Annotated in this window: 13 protein-coding genes; 6 read left to right on the forward strand and 7 right to left on the reverse strand. The window is 64.7% G+C overall.

Annotated features, from left to right (window positions below; all coding sequences use genetic code 11):
• Nucleotides 1-181 precede the first annotated feature (181 nt).
• From VQ044_RS19325 to VQ044_RS19335, 3 genes are all read left to right on the forward strand, one after another.
• On the forward strand, nucleotides 182-1,990 hold the full coding sequence (locus VQ044_RS19325; protein WP_327649520.1) for a potassium/proton antiporter: 1,809 nt from the start codon (nucleotides 182-184) through the stop codon (nucleotides 1,988-1,990).
• A gap of 113 nt (nucleotides 1,991-2,103) precedes the next feature.
• Complete coding sequence (locus tag VQ044_RS19330) at nucleotides 2,104-3,300, forward strand: phosphoglycerate kinase (RefSeq protein WP_327649521.1); 1,197 nt, start codon at nucleotides 2,104-2,106, stop codon at nucleotides 3,298-3,300.
• Between the two features lie 130 nt (nucleotides 3,301-3,430).
• Nucleotides 3,431-4,156, forward strand: a complete 726-nt coding sequence (locus VQ044_RS19335) for an SGNH/GDSL hydrolase family protein (RefSeq protein WP_442872959.1) — start codon at nucleotides 3,431-3,433, stop codon at nucleotides 4,154-4,156.
• On the opposite strand, the gene VQ044_RS19340 is transcribed toward VQ044_RS19335, so the two are convergent.
• From VQ044_RS19340 to VQ044_RS19355, 4 genes are all read right to left on the reverse strand, one after another.
• Complete coding sequence (locus tag VQ044_RS19340) at nucleotides 4,139-6,184, reverse strand: sensor histidine kinase (RefSeq protein WP_327651138.1); 2,046 nt, start codon at nucleotides 6,182-6,184, stop codon at nucleotides 4,139-4,141. The genes VQ044_RS19335 and VQ044_RS19340 overlap by 18 nt on opposite strands.
• 381 nt (nucleotides 6,185-6,565) lie before the next feature.
• Nucleotides 6,566-8,689: a catalase gene (locus tag VQ044_RS19345; RefSeq protein ID WP_327651139.1), complete on the reverse strand. Its 2,124-nt coding sequence runs from the start codon at nucleotides 8,687-8,689 to the stop codon at nucleotides 6,566-6,568.
• Nucleotides 8,690-8,952: 263 nt separating this feature from the next.
• Nucleotides 8,953-9,207: a DUF2188 domain-containing protein gene (locus VQ044_RS19350; RefSeq protein ID WP_327622602.1), complete on the reverse strand. Its 255-nt coding sequence runs from the start codon at nucleotides 9,205-9,207 to the stop codon at nucleotides 8,953-8,955.
• Between the two features lie 132 nt (nucleotides 9,208-9,339).
• The gene (locus tag VQ044_RS19355; RefSeq protein ID WP_327649720.1) at nucleotides 9,340-10,350 is read right to left on the reverse strand and encodes a ligase-associated DNA damage response exonuclease; all 1,011 of its coding nucleotides are present in this window, start codon (nucleotides 10,348-10,350) and stop codon (nucleotides 9,340-9,342) included.
• A 90-nt stretch (nucleotides 10,351-10,440) separates the two neighbouring features.
• Between VQ044_RS19355 and VQ044_RS19360 the strand changes: the two genes are divergently transcribed.
• Together VQ044_RS19360 and VQ044_RS19365 are read left to right on the forward strand one after the other, a co-directional pair.
• Entirely contained in the window at nucleotides 10,441-11,181 is a 741-nt protein-coding gene (locus VQ044_RS19360; protein ID WP_327649717.1) for an ArsR/SmtB family transcription factor, read from the forward strand.
• A 79-nt stretch (nucleotides 11,182-11,260) separates the two neighbouring features.
• Nucleotides 11,261-12,106 carry a DMT family transporter gene (locus tag VQ044_RS19365; RefSeq protein WP_327649715.1) on the forward strand — a complete coding sequence of 282 codons (846 nt, stop codon included), beginning with the start codon at nucleotides 11,261-11,263 and terminating at the stop codon, nucleotides 12,104-12,106.
• Nucleotides 12,107-12,143: 37 nt separating this feature from the next.
• Here VQ044_RS19365 and VQ044_RS19370 read toward each other — a convergent pair whose 3' ends face one another.
• Entirely contained in the window at nucleotides 12,144-13,145 is a 1,002-nt protein-coding gene (locus tag VQ044_RS19370) for an NAD(P)/FAD-dependent oxidoreductase (RefSeq protein ID WP_327649714.1), read from the reverse strand.
• A gap of 148 nt (nucleotides 13,146-13,293) precedes the next feature.
• Here VQ044_RS19370 and VQ044_RS19375 point away from each other — a divergent pair, with 148 nt between their 5' ends.
• Nucleotides 13,294-15,828, forward strand: a complete 2,535-nt coding sequence (locus VQ044_RS19375; RefSeq protein WP_327649713.1) for a ligase-associated DNA damage response DEXH box helicase — start codon at nucleotides 13,294-13,296, stop codon at nucleotides 15,826-15,828.
• A gap of 7 nt (nucleotides 15,829-15,835) precedes the next feature.
• Here VQ044_RS19375 and VQ044_RS19380 read toward each other — a convergent pair whose 3' ends face one another.
• Both VQ044_RS19380 and VQ044_RS19385 read right to left on the reverse strand, forming a co-directional pair.
• A complete protein-coding gene (locus tag VQ044_RS19380; RefSeq protein ID WP_327649711.1) occupies nucleotides 15,836-16,684 on the reverse strand; it encodes a universal stress protein in 849 nt (282 codons plus the stop codon).
• A gap of 11 nt (nucleotides 16,685-16,695) precedes the next feature.
• The gene (locus VQ044_RS19385; RefSeq protein ID WP_327649709.1) at nucleotides 16,696-16,824 is read right to left on the reverse strand and encodes a hypothetical protein; all 129 of its coding nucleotides are present in this window, start codon (nucleotides 16,822-16,824) and stop codon (nucleotides 16,696-16,698) included.
• Between the last annotated feature and the right edge of the window lie 108 nt (nucleotides 16,825-16,932).

Genomic DNA, 16,932 nt, shown 5'->3' on the forward strand with positions numbered 1-16,932 from the left:
CGGGGGGCATCCCGCCACACGCCTGTGGCATGTAAGTTTAAACTCTGAACGCGACGCTTCCCCCGATCCGGTCATAGAACCCATATGGCGACGGTCCAGATACCGGAAAGCTCGCGATTTCACGTAGCGGCGGTCGCGCGCGGGGTTCGTCTCGCTGTTCCAAGGCTCTGATTTCCAGCCGATGCTCGAAACGCTTTACCTCGCCATCATCGTCGGCACCGTCCTGATCCTCATCGCGGCATTTTCGAGCCTGCTTGCCTTCCGCTTCGGCGCGCCGCTCCTGCTGCTATTCCTGTCGATCGGGTTGTTGACCGGCGTCGACGGCATCGGCATCGACTTCGACAATGCGAACCTCGCCTATGTCGTCGGGACGTTGGCGCTTGCCATCATCCTGTTCGATTCGGGCTTCGGCACGTCGCTGCAGGCTTTCCGGCAGGCGGCCGTGCCGGCGATCACCCTGGCGACCTTCGGCGTGCTGTTGACCGCCGGCCTTTTCGGCGTCGCCGCCTCCTATCTCCTCGATCTGCCCCTGATCGAGGGCATGCTCCTCGGCGCGATCGTCGGCTCCACCGATGCGGCGGCGGTATTCTTCCTGCTCCGGGTCGGCGGCGTCATCATCCGCGAACGCGTGCGCTCACTGCTGGAGATCGAATCCGGCACCAACGATCCGATGGCGATCTTCCTTACCATCGCGCTCGTCGAACTCCTGGCCTCCGGCACCGGGCTCGAGCAGCTCGGAGTCGACGTCCTGCTCGGCTTCGCCCAGCAGATGGGCCTCGGCATCGTCTTCGGTTTCGGCGGCGGCTGGCTGATCCGGACCCTCGTCGGCAAACTAGCGATCGACCGCGGGCTGCTGCCGGTGTTCACGCTGACGCTGGCCCTGCTCATCTTCGGCGTGACCGGAGCGCTGGGTGGGTCGGGCTTCCTCGCTGTCTACATTTCCGGCCTGTATGCCGCCAACAGCGGCCTGCGCAATACCGTCAGCCTCAAGCGTTTCCAGGATGGGCTGACGTGGCTTGCACAGATCGTGATGTTCCTGATCCTCGGCCTGTTGGCGACGCCCTCGCAGTTCGGCGAGATCCTCCTGCCGGCCATCGGCCTCGCCGCATTCCTGATCTTCGTTGCCCGACCCGTGGCGGTGTGGCTCTGCCTGCTGCCCTTCGACTTCCAGCGCCGCGAAAGCGCCTTCGTCTCGTGGGTCGGACTGCGGGGCGCGGTGTCGATCCTGCTCGCCATCGTTCCGCTGATCGGCGGTCTCGACGACGCCCGGCTGTTCTTCAACACCGCTTTCATCATCGTTCTCGCTTCACTGCTTGTGCAGGGTTGGACGCTCGCCGTGGTTGCCCGGCGGCTCGGACTCGTCGTACCGCCGCGGATCGGCCCCATCGAAAAGTTCGAACTGGAGCTTCCCGGCACGCCCGATCACGAACTTCTCTCCTACCGCGTCGTGCCCGACAGCCCGGTGGAACGCGGCGAACGGGTGCCACGCTGGGCGCGACCGTCACTGGTGATCCGCGACGGACGATCGATGCGATACCAGTATGCCGGGCGACTTCGATCCGGCGACACCGTCTATCTGTTCATCTCGCCGCGCTATCCGCCGCTGCTCGACCGGCTGTTCGCCAGCCCCGCCACCGTTCGGCCCGACGACGCGGAATTCTTCGGCGAATTTTCGGTCGATCCGGCGGCGACCGCCAAGGATCTCGCCAACGCCTATGGAATCCGCCTCCAGGAGGACGAAGCCGACCTGTCGATCTCCGACATGATGATCCGCCGGCTTGGCGGGCGCGCCGAATACGGCGACCGGGTGGCCGTATCGCCGGTCGAACTGATCGTGCGCCAGACCGGCGTCGACGGGGCCGTCGTCGATGCCGGCCTGTCGCTGGAGCCGGAGAGCCGGCGCGGCGGCGGCATCCCCCTGTTCCTCAACCTGAAAGACATCGTCCGCCTGCTGCGCCGCATCAGCGGCCGTGGCGCGGCAAAGCCCTGAGCCGGGCAGCCCGCGCCCGATGTCCCGGCATCTACAAACATGGATTGTTGCACTATAGCCCATCGTAACACCGAGGAGCCGCAGCGGCGGCCGACATCAATGGAGGACCTCTCATGACCACGCAGTTCAAGACGCTCGACGACGCAGACGTCGCGGGCAAGCGCGTCCTCCTCAGGGTTGACCTCAACGTACCGATGCAGGACGGCAAGGTCTCCGACCGCACCCGCATCAGCCGTATCCTGCCGTCCATCCGCGAAATTTCGGACAAGGGCGGCCGGGTCATCCTGCTGGCCCATTTCGGCCGGCCGAAGGGGCGGCCGAATCCCGAGATGTCGCTGGAGCCGCTGGCGCCGGTCCTGTCCGAAATGCTCGGCATGCCGGTCGGTTTCTCCGACGATTGCATCGGGCCCATCGCGGCCGGCATCGTCACCGGGCTCAAGGACGGCGACGTCGTGCTTCTGGAAAACACCCGTTTTCATGCGGGTGAGGAAGCCAATGACGAGGATTTCGTCAGCCGCCTCGCCTCGCTCGGCGATATCTTCGTCAACGACGCCTTTTCCGCCGCCCATCGGGCGCACGCCTCGACCGAAGGCCTCGCCCGGCATCTGCCGTCCTATGCCGGTCGCACCATGCAGGCCGAACTGGAAGCACTCGAACAGGGCCTTGGCGATCCCGCCCGGCCGGTCGTCGCCGTCGTCGGCGGCGCCAAGGTGTCCACCAAAATCGACCTCCTCTCGAACCTCGTCCAACGGGTCGACGCGCTGGTTATCGGCGGCGGCATGGCCAACACTTTCCTCGCCGCGCAAGGCAAGGACGTCGGCAAGTCCCTGTGCGAGCACGATCTGGCCGACACGGCTCGGGCGATCATGGCGACGGCGAAAGACGCCGGCTGCGAGATCGTACTGCCCGTCGATACTGTCATCGCCCGCGCGTTCAAGGCGGGCGCGGACAGTGAGGTCGTCTGGGTCGACGCGGTCCCGGACGACGCGATGATCCTCGACGCCGGGCCGGAGACGGTCAAGGTGGTCAGCGCTTGGCTCGACAAGGCGAAGACGCTGGTCTGGAACGGCCCGCTCGGCGCCTTCGAAATCCCGCCCTTCGACACGGCGACGATGGCTGCCGCCCGCCACGCGGCGGAACGGACCAAGGCCGGCAAGCTTACCTCCGTCGCCGGCGGCGGCGATACCGTCGCCGCGCTCAACCAGGCGGGCGTCGCCGACGATTTCACCTATGTCTCCACGGCCGGCGGGGCGTTTTTGGAATGGATGGAGGGCAAACCGCTGCCCGGCGTCGAGATTCTCAAGGCCTGACGCGAAAATCGCGACGCTCCAAGGGCTCGAAAGACGAGGCGCGTAGCTATATCTTCTGCCACGAGCCACATCCAGGATCAGCGGAGCCCGGTCTGCCGTGTCATTTCAAACTGCCTTTCTCTCCTGGTTGATGTTTCCGGTCTATGTCTGGCAGGGCATCGGAGTCCGCCGCCGCGTCGAGCGCATGCCGCCGCCCGACGGCGCTGTCACCGGTTATTTCGGCACCGAGGCGATCCGCGACACCGCAATCCGCCTGCTGGTGATCGGCGACAGTTCGGCCGCAGGCATCGGCGTCGCCAATATCGAGGACAGCCTCGCCCCGAAGCTGGCGGAACGGCTCTACGCCCTCACCGGCCTGTCGGTGTTCTGGCGGACGGCGGGCTCCAACTCCGCCGTCTCGGCCGAGGTGCGCGACCATGTCGTGCCCAATCTCGCGCGCGAGGCCTTCACCCACATCGTCCTGATGATCGGCACCAATGACGCCAAGAATTTTCACGGCGCCCGCAAGTTCAAGAAGGGCTTCGGCGGCCTCCTCTACGCGCTGAAGACAAAGTGGCCGGAGGCGCGCATCGTCTGGTCGCCGCCGGTCGACCTGAAGCGCGTGCCGGCGCTGCCGCGCGGCCTTGCCCATGTCTTGGAACTGCGCGCCCGGATCATCCGCCGCATGGGCGCGCGGCTGTGCGTCGAGCGCGGCGCGATCGCCTCGACGTCGCTGCCCCGGGTCGAGCCGGCGGGTTTTTCCCGCGACGGTTTCCACGCCTCGATGGAGGGCTATGCCTATTACGCCAACCATCTGGTCGGCTACGTGCTGGGGGACCGCTCGCGGGCGGACGAGACCTCAGGCGCTCTCCGCTGAACGATTGCTGCGATCCGCCGACCGCGTGGAGGATTGCAACGGATCGAGGATTTGTGTGTCGAGCGGTGCCTCCCGGCGTTCCTCCAGATCCTTCATGGTCAAGGTCATCCGCAGGCCCGCGGACGTCATGTCACGCTCAACCGTCGCGTCGAGTTGATGTGCCATCGCCTCGAGCATGACCGAGCCGAATCCGCTCGTTTTCCCTTCCGAATCCGACTTGTCGTCGGGCGGCACCTTCGAGCGTTCGGCCCACACCAGCGTGACGACGCCGCTCGCCGTGCGTTTCCAGGTCACGTCCACTTCACCGCCTGAACAGCCTAGAGCGCCATATTTCGCGGCGTTGGTGGCTAATTCGTAGAGGATCAGGCCGATCGGCGTGACGTTGGACCTGGAAACCGTCAGGGGGTCGCCGGCGATATTGATCCGGAAGTCATCGGTGTTTGCATAGGGTTCGAGCACGCTTTTGACGATCGACCCCAGCTGCGATTCCGTGGCGCCCTGCGTATCGGCGTGGGCGCGGGCCAACGCGTTGATGCGGCCGCGCGCCTCGTCGGCCACCTCCTGCGGCGTGGTCGCGTGGCTCGCGGCCAGCGCAACCAATGACGAGGTCATTGCGAACAGGTTCTTGACGCGGTGATCCAGTTCATGCGCCAGCATGCTGGTGTTGCGGTTCGCTTCCTCCAGTTCGCGATTGGAATGGGCCAGTTGCTCGGTTCGCTCATCGACGCGCCGCTCGAGAACGCGGCCCGCCTCCCGTAACTGCCCGGTCAACTGCTCGTTCTCGCGCCTGTAGTCCCGCAGCCAGCTCGTCGCCCGTCGCATCGCCCGGCCCGTATCGGCGAGTTCCTTCATCCGCATGGACGGTAGCGGCGTGTCGTCGAACTCGCCCTTGGAAATATGGCTCGCCTGCGCGGCCAGAGCCTTGATCGGCTTGGTCAGGGCACGAGCGAGGAGAGCGCCAAAGAGCGCGGTTATCGCGACGACGATCGCGACTACCAACAGCCCGATATTGCGGACCCGCTGGAGCGGACTCAAGATATCGCGCTCCGGCAGATAGGTTATGACCACCCATGGCGTGCGCGAACCAGAGAGACGCCGCACCGCACCGCGCCAGTTCTCGCCCTGCGCTGTGAAACGTGTGAGCCGCGTCTCGCCAGGATCAAGATTCACCAGACCGCCTGGCAGGCTGGCAACCGCTTGGGCAAGCGCCGGATCATCGATCTCGGTCACCTTGGCAAAGCGCTGCTGCCCCTTGCCATCTGCGGCGCGAACGAATGACGCATCACGGTGAGCAATCACATCGCCGGTCTGGGAGACAATTGCCGCCGAACCATTCTGGCCGACCTGCAAACCATCTAGGAATTGCGATAGCGCGCCGATCTCGATGTCGATGCCGACCGCGCCGCGCATGGTCATGCCATCCTCGCCAAGGACGGGCGTGGCGACGGTGATTCCCGGGCGTTGCGAGGAAAAGAAGATGTACGGATCGGTCCAGACGACCTCCCTTCCCTCCATGGCTCTCAGATACCAGGGGCGGGTGCGGGGATCGTAGGTATCCGCGTCATCCCGGCGCCGCGACACACGGCGGAACTCATCATCGAAATAGTCCAGCTGCACGGAGCGGACGGGGTCGGTCTCGATCCATTTGGTTCGATATGTCGCACCCTCGACCGTGTCGTCGCGGCTGACATAGACAAAGGATCCGTCCGTCGCGCCGTAGAAAATGCCTGCGAAATCCTTCCGCGCGCGCAGAACCTCATAAAAGTATCGCGTGAGAATCGCTCGGTTATCGGTCTGAACGACCGCCCGCTCGGCCAGTCTTTGCGAGAGAGCAGCCGCGTCATCGGCAGGGTTGAGGAAATTTTCGGTAAACCGGGTGGTGTCGTGCGCGACCCGTTCCGTCAGCTGTTCGGCATAGGACAGAAGCACGCTTTGGGACGCGAAGTACGTTAGCGCGAGGACGGCCAGCAGCGCGGCGACCTGCAGGCCCACCAGCGTCGATGTCAGAACCGTCCGACAGGACCACATCCCCAGGTCTCTCCTGTCCGCCAATCAAGAGGCAGGAGTGTGAACGGGCGAGAGGCGAACTACAAGGCAGGGTGTCCGAAGATTCGCCGTGGCGAAGAGTTATCGAAAGCGGCAATGGCAGGCTGCCCCGAAAGCCTCTTGGATATGTTTCAGAACTACGCGCCAAAGGCTCAGGAGTGCCTTAAAGTCGTATCGCGATGAAGCGACACCCGATTTTCGCAGGTTTGATCGTTTGAGCACACCAAGGACGTTGATTCTGCAACGTTTTTAACGGCCACCGGAGACACTCCGATGAACCGTTGATGGGCAGGCGGTGACGCTACGAGGGTTGGGGTCCGGCGGAGCGGCGCCAGCGCCCAGATATCCGGTGCTGGCGTTCTCTCAGGCCGCCTTCACTTTCGGTTCGCGCTCCCAATGGCGCAGCGCGCGGCAGCTCTCGACAAAGCCCTGCGCATCTTCTGGCGCACCCAGTTCGATACAGCCCTTGTCCAGATCCGACGCGATGCCGGTCTTCTCCAATAGCGTCAGGACGTCCGGCGAATAGGCCATGAATTTGCAATGAGCGAAAGCGTCGGTAACAAAGTCCCTGGCCGGGGCGATCCTGGTCAGCAACTCGGCGCCCTCCTTGCTGGCCAGCACCGCTACCGCGTCGTAAAGTAGCGAGGGGCCTCCATCGACTTTTTGCTTGGCCTCGATCCAGCTGCCATCGCTTGCCTTGACGCCGCCCACCATCGGAGCCACGACCTCGAACATCGCGCCCTCGGCCTCGATCGCCGACTTCAACGCCTTGAACAGGTCGGCGTCGACGCCGTCCGTAACAAGCACGCCCAGCTTACGTCCCTTCAGGCTCTTCGGCCCATTGAGCAGAATGGACAGCTTCAGTGACGTTTTCAGGTCCATCTTGGTCGGCCTTGCGGCGTCGGCGGCCTCCGGCATTTTCTTCAGACGAAGACCGTCCCCAACGCTCTTGGCCAGGTCCTCGTCCACATTGAGCAGATGCGCGACCATCCGCATCCGGATGGCCGTGGTCTCGACTTTCGACAGCTCGAAGATGAAAGCGTCGGCGATGTGGTTCTGCTCGGTCCCCGTCTGGGACAGGTAGAACTGGCGTGCCTGACTGTAGTGGTCGGCGAATGTCTCCGAGCGGACCCGGCGCTTTTCGCCCACGACATCCTCGGGGTGAGAGGACAAGCCTTTTTCCGGCGATTCACGCGGCCCGCCCATTTCCCCGCCCCACGAGTTCGGCTCGTAGTTGGCCCGACCCTTCGGGTTGTGCATGGCCATGTGGCCGTCCTGCTGGAAGTGATGGAACGGGCAACGCGGCGCATTCACCGGAATATGGGTGAAGTTTGGGCCGCCGAGCCGCTTCAACTGGGTATCCAGATAGGAGAAGTTGCGTCCCTGCAGTAGCGGGTCGTTGGTAAAGTCGATGCCTGGCACAACATTACCGGTCTGGAAAGCGACCTGCTCGGTCTCCTGGAAGAAATTATCGACACAACGATTGAGCGTCATCTTGCCGACGATGCGGATCGGCACTTCCTCCTCGGGAATAATTTTCGTGGGGTCGAGAACGTCGAAATCGAACTTCTCCGCGAAACTCTCGTCGAAGAGCTGCAAGCCGAGTTCCCATTCAGGAAAATCACCCATCTGGATCGCATCCCAGAGGTCGCGACGATGAAAATCGGGATCGGCACCGTTCAATTTGAGTGCCTCATTCCAGACGACCGACTGCAGACCCTGCTTAGGCTTCCAGTGAAACTTGACGAAGGTGGATTTTCCCTCGGCGTTGATCATCCGGAAGGTGTGGACGCCGAAGCCTTCCATGAAGCGGAAGGAGCGTGGAATCGTCCGGTCGGACATAATCCACAGGGCCATGTTTATCGATTCAGGCGTGAGCGAAATGAAGTCCCAAAAATTGTCATGCGCCGTCTGCGCCTGCGGGAATCCACGGTCTGGCTCCTGTTTGGCGGCATGGATGAGATCGGGGAACTTGATCGCGTCCTGGATGAAGAACACCGGGATGTTGTTCCCGACGATGTCCCAGTTTCCCTCCTTGGTATAAAATCGGCAAGCGAAACCACGCACGTCCCGCGCCAGATCGGCTGACCCCTTGTTACCGGCCACTGTCGAGAACCGGACGAACATATCGGTTTTCTCGCCAGCCCGCTGAAAGATATCGGCACGCGTGATGTCGGAAAGCGACTCGTAGGTCTCGAAGGTTCCATGAACCCCGAATCCGCGCGCATGGACCACCCGCTCGGGAATTCGCTCATGGTCGAAATGGAAGATCTTTTCGCGGAAATGCTGGTCCTCCATCAGCGTCGGCCCACGCTGCCCGGCCCGCAAGGAGTTCTGGTCGTCGGCGACAGGAACGCCGCCTTGGGTTGTCAATACCGGTACATCGCCGCCGGCGACCTGGTGGATCTCGCCCCCTGCGCCGCGTTCAAATTCGACGCCGCCGAGCTCGATAGCGCCTCTGGCCTTCTTGCCGGAATTCTTGCTCATTTCATCACCCCATTTCGTCGATCGTGGCAGCGCGGCGGTCAGGAGAATCAGAACGCAGCTTGCAGACCTCAAACTCCGGAGTTCGCGCTGCGTTCCGTAACGAATGGATAGCCAACCTTCCAATACGATCCGACTGTCGAGAGCCGCGGCGTGGTTCAGAACGAGTGCGCCATCCCCGGCGCGAGAAGCCTCGAATCTTGGGCCGCGCCGGCGCACGAGGCGGGACCTGACCGCCGGGGTAGGGATGGCCGCGGGCTAATCCGTCACTGCGCCCCGGCAGTATCCTCAACGTCGGTTTCCGGACGGTCGTCGCCTTTGGCGATTTCATCGTGCCAGTTTCCGTCGGCGTCCTCGTAGCGGATTCCGATCGTCTCGCCTGCCGCACGCTGCCGCGCCGCGGCGCTCCGAGCGGCAAAGAGCGCCCGATCATGGGTCGGGAAAGTCTCTGAAAGAACATCCTGAACCTTGTAGGCCCAGCCGCCGTCGTGCCGAACAACCTCGTAGTGAACCTGGGTCATGGAACTCCTTCCTGCGTTTCCGGGACTGTCTCATTCGCAAACGTGAGGATACACCGATGCGTTCCTGCATCCACGAACCTCGGCAGATAAAACGCGCACCAGGCTTCGAGCGTCCGGCGTCATCACGCGTCGCTACTCCGCCTCGTCCTCGTAGCCGACCAGATGCAGCGGCCGCGCGCGCAACTGCCGCAATTCGCACCAGCGCACCAATGCCTCCTCGCGGCCGTGGGTCACCCAGACCTCGTTCGGGGCGATCTCGTCGATCGTGTCGGTCAGTTCGTCCCAATCGCAGTGGTCGGAGATGATCAGCGGCAGTTCGACGCCGCGTTGGCGAGCGCGCTGGCGCACCCGCATCCAGCCGCTGGCGAAGCACGACACCGGATCGGGAAACCTCCGCGCCCATTTGTCGGCGAAGGCCGAGGGCGGCCCGACGATGATGGCGCCGGCGAAATCGCCCTTGCCGCCCCCTTCGATCGTCGCCGGCCGCAATTCGCCAAGGTCGATACCCTCGCTCCGGTAGTAGTCGCAGAGTTTTGTCAGCGCGCCGTGGATGTAGATCGGCGCGTCGTAGCCGGGCTCGCGCAGATGCCTGATGACGCGCTGCGCCTTGCCGAGGGCATAGGCGCCGACGAGATGCGCCCGATCGGGAAACTGCTCGACCGATTTCAGGAGCTTGGCGACTTCGTCGCGGGTATCGGGATGGCGAAACACCGGCAGCGCAAAGGTCGCCTCGGTGATGAACACGTCGCAAGCGACCGGCTCGAAGCCGGCGCAGGTGGGGTCCGGCCGACGCTTGTAATCGCCGGAGGCGACGATCCTGAGGCCCTTGTGCTCGACGGCGATCTGCGCCGAACCCAGCACATGGCCGGCGGGATGAAAGCTGACAGACACGTCGCCGATCCGGATCGTCTCGCCAAGCGCAGCGGTCTGACGTTCGGCGCAAAACGCCTCGCCATAGCGCAGCGCCATGATGTCGAGGGTCTGCCGGGTCGCCAGAACGCTGTGGTTGCCCGGCCGCGCGTGATCGGCATGGCCGTGGGTAACGAGCGCGCGAGCGACCGGCCGCACCGGATCGATATAAAAATCGCCGGGCGGGCAATAGAGCCCTTCGGGCGTCGGGTGGAGGAGGTCGTCGGGCTTCACCTCCGGCTATGTAGCAGTTCGGTTCGATCCGTCGAGAAATTTTATGTTACCCTATTGTCACGTGACTATAAAGTAACGTATTAAACGACCATGGACGCGATCTTCAAAGCCCTCAGTGATCCGACCCGCCGGCTGCTTCTCGATGCACTACGCGAAGCGGACGGTCAGACCCTGACAGAACTCGAGCGAAGGGTCGGCATGAGCCGCTTCGGCGTCATGAAACATCTGAGGGTTCTGGAGGAGGCGTCCCTTGTCGTCACCCGAAAGTCGGGACGGTTCAAACACCACTACCTCAACCCGGCGCCGATCCAGGCGCTGGCTGACCGGTGGATCGAACCGTTCCGCAAACCCTGGGCCAGGCTGGCGATGGATCTGAAGACGGCCCTCGAAACGGAGACCCCCATGACGAAGCCCGACTTTCTCCTCGAAACCTTCATCCGCACGACGCCGGAGCGCCTTTGGAATGCCCTGCTCGACCCGGCGATGACGGAAAAGTACTACATGAACAGCCGAGTCGAGACCGACGGCGCGGTTGGCTCCCAACTGCGTTATGTCTGGCCGGACGGAAAAACGATGCTCGACGGCAAGATCATCGAGGCCGATCCGCCGCGTCGCTTGAAGGCGACGTTCCAGCCCAAATGGGACGAGGATCAGCATCCCGTCTCGACGGTCACCTTCGAGATCGAGGCGCAGGGCGAAGTCTGCAAATTCACCATCACGCATACCGATCTCGTCAAGAGCGCCGAGGGCATTCGGACCGGTTGGGCGAAGATCGCCAGCGGCCTGAAGACGCTTCTGGAAACCGGCGAGCCACTCCCCTCAGCGGCGTGAGCTTGGTAAAGGCGGTTGACGCGGCCGCCAGCTTCACGGCGATACTGCCGGGTGATTCTTCCCACCCGGCAGGCGGCTCATGTCATCGACGTTCTGGCTGACGACATTGGCGATGGTCGCCTTCGCCGGCAATTCGATCCTTGCCCGACTGGCGCTCGGCGACGGCGCCATCGACGCCGCGGGGTATACCGGGGTGCGGCTCGCGTCCGGCGCGGCGGTGCTGGCGCTGCTGCTCGTCAACGCCAACCGGAATTCATCCCCGACAGTCCGGCTGCCGGGCGGCTGGCCCTCGGCGCTGGCCCTGTTCGTCTACGCCGTGGCGTTTTCCTATGCGTATCTGCAGCTCGGCGCGGCGGTCGGCGCGCTGGTGCTGTTCGCCTCCGTGCAGGCGACGATGATCGCATGGGGCCTGATTCGAGGCGAACGGCCTGGCCTTTCAGAGATCGCCGGACTGACGATCGCCTTCGCCGCTTTCGTCTACTGGATCGCCCCCGCGCTGGTGACGCCGGCTCTCCTCGGAACCGTCCTGATGATCGCCTCGGGCGTTGCCTGGGGCGTCTATTCGCTACGCGGACGCGCGGCGACCGACCCGATGGGCGAGACCGCCGGCAACTTCATCCGTACTGTGCCGCTGGCGATCCCGCTGATCGCGCTCTCCGCGTTCCAGAGCGGCATGACAACCTCCGGAATCGTCATCGCCATCGCCTCCGGCGCGGTTACCTCGGGCTTGGGTTACGTCCTCTGGTATCGGGCGCTGCCCGGCCTGACGGCGACGCGTGCGTCCATCGTGCAGCTCACCGTGCCGGTGATCGCTGCGCTGGGCGGCGTATTGTTTCTCGCCGAGGCGCTGACCCTGCGCTTCGTGCTCGCGGCGACGCTCATTCTCGGCGGTATCGCGCTGGCCCTGCTGGTACGGAAGCGCTGATTGTCGGCCCCTTCACCCGAGAGTGGGCCCGACGGCTCTATGCAGGAGCTGACCGCGTCCGATCTTTCGTTGCGCGCTCCTTCGGCTCCTCCTGGGTCGGGAGCGCGCAACGGTTATGGATGTCGGTCGCAGCGATGGCGGCGTGCCCCATGGCGACGACGATCTGGTCGAGCCCGCGCACAACCGCGCCGGCGGCATAGAGCCCCCCGACGCTCGTGCGGTTGTGCTCGTCGACGGTCAACGCCCCGGTGGCGTCATGTTCCGCGCCGAGAGCCACGGCCAGTTCGGATCGCAGCGTCAGCCCCAATGCCGAATAGATGAGATCGAACCGGTGTTCGGCTCCGCTTTCCAACCGTATCGCGGCAATCCGGTCACCCTCGACCCGAAGCTCGCCGATTGGTTCAGTCACGACCTTCACCCCGTGTCGGTTGGCCAATTCCCATTCCTCGCCATCGAGCTCCATCGGGACGCCGAGCGTCAGGAAGGTCACATCGCGCGAATAGGTCCGCGCCACGAATGCGGCTTCGCCAAGCCCCCGCGCCCCGCGCCCTATGACGGCGATCGCCTTGTGCTGGGCTTCGTAGCCGTCGCAGATCGGGCAATAGCGCACCAGTCCGCGCCGCACCGCATCGGACACGTCAGGCAGGTCCGGCTCGATGTCACGGGCGCCGGTCGCGAGCAGGACGTTCCGGGCCGTCACGTCGAAGGACTGACCTTTGGCATCCGGCACGACCTCCACGTGGGCGTGAAAAATACCGTCGTCACGCTTCTCGAGGCGCACGACCTTGCCTTCGGCGATCTCCGCTCCGTAATGGCAAGCGTGCGCGCGCTCGCGCACCAGAATCTCGCGGCCGCTGATGCCTCTTTCGAAGAAGGGAATATTATGGCTAGTCGGAATCCAGGCGGCTCTCGGATCCCCAGCGTCCACGATCAGGCTGCGGCGTTTGAAGCGGGCAAGATAGAGCGCCGCCGTCAGGCCCGCCGGGCCTGCTCCGATGACGAGGCAGTCGAGCAAGGTGTCGGAATCGGAGACGGACATCGCAGGCTTCCTGGTTTATGGCGGAAAAGGGTGATGATCGGGCGGGCGCGCAGCGAAGATGACTGTCTGCTCGAGAACGTCAACAGCCGAACCGGCACCGAATCAGCGAGCAGCTGTGGTGCGGGCGTCTGAGGGATCGGTCCGGATCATGACAGCCAGGAGCAAACTCCCGGGCGGCACGCAGCCCGACGGCGCGGCCTCGCTGCCCGAACCGTTCCACGACTGGTTCGCGCGAAACGGTTGGTCGCCGCGACCGCATCAGCTTGATCTTCTGCGGCGCGCCGAGGTAGGTGCTTCGGTGCTGCTGATCGCGCCGACCGGTGCCGGCAAGACCCTAGCCGGCTTCCTGCCCTCGCTCGTCGATCTTCACCGTCGCGGCCCCACGAAGCCGGGAACGCGGCCGCATGGCGTCCACACGCTCTACATCTCGCCGCTGAAGGCGCTCGCAACCGACATCCGCCGCAACCTGGAAAGGCCCGTCGCTGAGATCGGCCTCGACGTTTCGCTTGAGACGCGTACCGGCGACACCTCGCAGGTGCGCCGCCAGCGCCAGAAGCTGAAACCGCCGGACATTCTCCTGACCACGCCGGAGCAAGTCGCGCTGCTGCTCGCCGCCAAGGACGCACGCGGTTTCTTCTCGGATCTGCGCTGTGTGATTTTCGACGAGTTGCACTCGCTGGTCACCTCGAAGCGCGGCCATCTTCTGTCGCTGGGGCTGGCGCGATTAAGACAGCTTCGGCCGGACCTCCAAACCATCGGCCTCTCGGCGACCGTCGCCGAGCCCGACGAACTGCGCCGCTGGCTCGTCGCGCAGCCGGCCGATGCCGCCCCGATGGCCGACCTGATCACGGTCGAGGGCGGTGCCAAGCCCGACATCACCATCCTCCGATCCGAGGAGCGCGTGCCCTGGCAGGGGCATGGGGCGACCTACGCCATGAAGGAGGTCTATGAGGCGATCCGCGCCCACCGGACAACGCTGTTGTTCGTCAACACCCGCAGCCAGGCCGAGCGGCTGTTCCAGGAACTCTGGCGGATCAACGACGAGACGCTGCCGATCGCCTTGCATCACGGCTCGCTCGATGTCGCCCAGCGCCGCAAGGTCGAGGCGGCGATGGCCGATAACCGGTTGCGCGCCGTCGTTGCGACCTCGACGCTTGACCTCGGCATCGACTGGGGCGACGTCGACCTCGTCGTCCATGTCGGCGCGCCGAAGGGCGCGTCCCGCCTTGCCCAGCGGATCGGCCGGTCGAACCACCGCATGGACGAGCCCTCCAAGGCGATCCTGGTGCCGGCCAACCGCTTCGAGGTGATGGAATGCCAGGCGGCGCTCGACGCCAATTATCTCGGCGCGCAGGACACGCCGCCGCTGAGGGACGGCGCGCTCGACGTGCTCGCCCAGCACGTGCTTGGCATGGCCGTCGCCGAGCCGTTCCGCGCCGATGACCTCTATGACGAGGTAACGACGGCCGCGCCCTATCGCGAGCTCGACCGCGAGACGTTCGACCGCATCGTCGAATTCGTCGCCACCGGCGGCTACGCGCTCAAGGTCTACGAGCGCTACGCCAAGATCAAGCTGACCGAGGACGGCACCTGGCGCATCACCCATCCGCGCATCGCCCAGCAATATCGGATGAACGCCGGCACGATCATCGAGGCGCCAATGCTGGCCGTCCGGCTGATCCGGCGCAAGACGCGGAGCGCGATCGGCCGCGGCGGGCCGGTCCTCGGCAAGATCGAGGAGGGCTTCGTCGAGAGTCTGGCGATCGGCGACACCTTTTCCTTCTCCGGCATGGTGCTGCGCTTCGAGGGCATTCGCGAGAACGAGTGCTATGTCTCGAAGACCGTCGCCGAGGACGCCCGGATCCCGGCCTATGCCGGAGCGAAATTCCCGCTGACCACCTATCTGGCCGAACAGGTGCGCGCCATGCTTGCCGACCCCGCGCGCTGGGGCGCGCTTCCCGAACAGGTGGCGCAATGGCTGGCGATCCAGCAGCGCAAGTCGGTCATCCCCGGGGCGAACGATCTGTTGATCGAGACCTTTCCGAACGGCCAGCGCTTTTTCATGGTGCTCTACCCCTTCGAGGGGCGTCTTGCCCACCAGACCCTCGGCATGTTGCTCACCCGCCGGCTGGAGCGGGCGCGGGCCGAGCCGCTGGGCTTCGTCGCCACCGACTACGCGGTCTCGATCTGGGGCAAGGGCGACATCGGCGCGATGATCGCCGACGGAAAGCTCTCGCTCGATGCGCTCCTCGACGAGGACATGCTCGGCGACGACCTGGAGGCCTGGATGGCCGATTCCTGGCTGCTCAAACGCACCTTCCGGCAATGCGCGGTGATCTCGGGGCTGATCGAAAAGCGCCATCCCGGCCAGGAGAAGACCGGGCGGCAGATGACCGTCTCGGCCGATCTCATCTACGACGTGTTACGCGCGCACGAGCCCGACCACGTCCTGATGCGGGCGACGTGGGACGACGCGGCGACGGGGCTTCTCGATGTGAGACGCGTGTCCGACCTTCTCGCCCGCATCAAGCACCACATCGTCCACAAGGACCTCGACCAGGTCTCGCCGCTCGCGGTGCCGATCATGCTGGAGATTGGCCGCGAAAGCATCATGGGCGAGGCGCGCGACGAGGTCTTCGCCGAGGCGATGGAGGCCGAGTTGGTTCGGGCGGCGCTGGATTAGCGTCCGCCTACCTGAACATCAGCACCGGCCGCAGGCAGGCACGGACGATCTCGCTGGTCGTCGAGCCGATCAGGAAGTTGCGGATGCGCGAGTGGCCATAGGCGCCCATGACGATGAGATCGACGTCGTCGCGCTTCACATGGGCGGCAATCACCTCGTCGGGCTCACCTTTTTCCAGCGTCGCGGTCACGTCGTAGCCGGCCTCGCGCAGGCGCGCGGCCGCGCGGTCCAGCCGCTCGTCCAAACTCTTCGCCGACACCATGACCAGTTCGCAGGCCGCGCCGTTCAGTAACGGGCTGGTGACGAGATGGTCGATCGCCTTCGTCGCGCTCGGGCCGCCATCGAAGGCGACGATGAACCGGCGGATCGGCCGGAAGGCACGGGCGGCGACGAGAACCGGCTTTGTCGAGGCACGCAGCACCCGCTCAAGATTGGAGCCGAGATGCAGCTTGGCGAAATCCGCCGCCTCGCCACGCTTGCCGATGACGACGAGATCGGCGTCCTTTTCGAACTCGAGCAGCGTGTCGACGACATCGCCGGAGCGCAGCCGCTCCTCGACCGCCGAGACGCCCTTTTCGTTCAAGCGCGCGCCGGCCTCGGCCAGCACCAGACGGCCGCGCTTGCGCGCCAGCTTGCCCTTCTGCTCGTCGAAATCGGCGAGTTCCTTCAGCAGCGTCTCGCGCTCGCCGAGATCGAGATTGCCGGACAGGTCGGCGGGCGCCGAGGGAGTATCCCGACGGCCGATGATATGCATCAGTTCGACCGGGGCGCCGAGCCTGTCGGCGGCCCAGGCAGCGTTGTCGCAGACGCTCTGGGTGTATTGCGAGCCGTCGACCAGCGCGAGAATCTTGCTCATACCGTCCTCCCTCAATGCCCTGGCAACTCGTCCAGCGCGCCCGGCTTATCATGCACGCCGAGACGATCAACCAGCGTACTGCTCGCCTCGTTCATGCCGAGCACCTCGACGTCGGTGCCTCCGCGACGGAACTTGATCACCGCCCGGTCGAGCGCGCCGGGGAATGTCCCGGTCTCTGTTGAAACTCTGAAGTGGGCGGCGTTGCCCGCCTTGAGCCGTTAGGCTCGGGGTGCCGATTCCACTGAGGA

Source organism: Aurantimonas sp. C2-5-R2 (genome assembly GCF_036549495.1).
Lineage (GTDB): Bacteria > Pseudomonadota > Alphaproteobacteria > Rhizobiales > Rhizobiaceae > Aurantimonas > Aurantimonas coralicida_A.

What these genes read in the sequence shown, in the direction of transcription:
- VQ044_RS19330 (WP_327649521.1), top strand. Translation starts at nt 2,104, where the DNA reads ATGACCACGCAGTTCAAGACGCTCGACGACGCAGACGTCGCGGGCAAG.
- VQ044_RS19370 (WP_327649714.1), bottom strand. Translation starts at nt 13,145, where the DNA reads ATGTCCGTCTCCGATTCCGACACCTTGCTCGACTGCCTCGTCATCGGA.
- VQ044_RS19360 (WP_327649717.1), top strand. Translation starts at nt 10,441, where the DNA reads ATGGACGCGATCTTCAAAGCCCTCAGTGATCCGACCCGCCGGCTGCTT.
- VQ044_RS19325 (WP_327649520.1), top strand. Translation starts at nt 182, where the DNA reads ATGCTCGAAACGCTTTACCTCGCCATCATCGTCGGCACCGTCCTGATC.
- VQ044_RS19345 (WP_327651139.1), bottom strand. Translation starts at nt 8,689, where the DNA reads ATGAGCAAGAATTCCGGCAAGAAGGCCAGAGGCGCTATCGAGCTCGGC.
- VQ044_RS19375 (WP_327649713.1), top strand. Translation starts at nt 13,294, where the DNA reads ATGACAGCCAGGAGCAAACTCCCGGGCGGCACGCAGCCCGACGGCGCG.
- VQ044_RS19380 (WP_327649711.1), bottom strand. Translation starts at nt 16,684, where the DNA reads ATGAGCAAGATTCTCGCGCTGGTCGACGGCTCGCAATACACCCAGAGC.
- VQ044_RS19335 (WP_442872959.1), top strand. Translation starts at nt 3,431, where the DNA reads ATGTTTCCGGTCTATGTCTGGCAGGGCATCGGAGTCCGCCGCCGCGTC.
- VQ044_RS19365 (WP_327649715.1), top strand. Translation starts at nt 11,261, where the DNA reads ATGTCATCGACGTTCTGGCTGACGACATTGGCGATGGTCGCCTTCGCC.
- VQ044_RS19340 (WP_327651138.1), bottom strand. Translation starts at nt 6,184, where the DNA reads ATGTGGTCCTGTCGGACGGTTCTGACATCGACGCTGGTGGGCCTGCAG.
- VQ044_RS19350 (WP_327622602.1), bottom strand. Translation starts at nt 9,207, where the DNA reads ATGACCCAGGTTCACTACGAGGTTGTTCGGCACGACGGCGGCTGGGCC.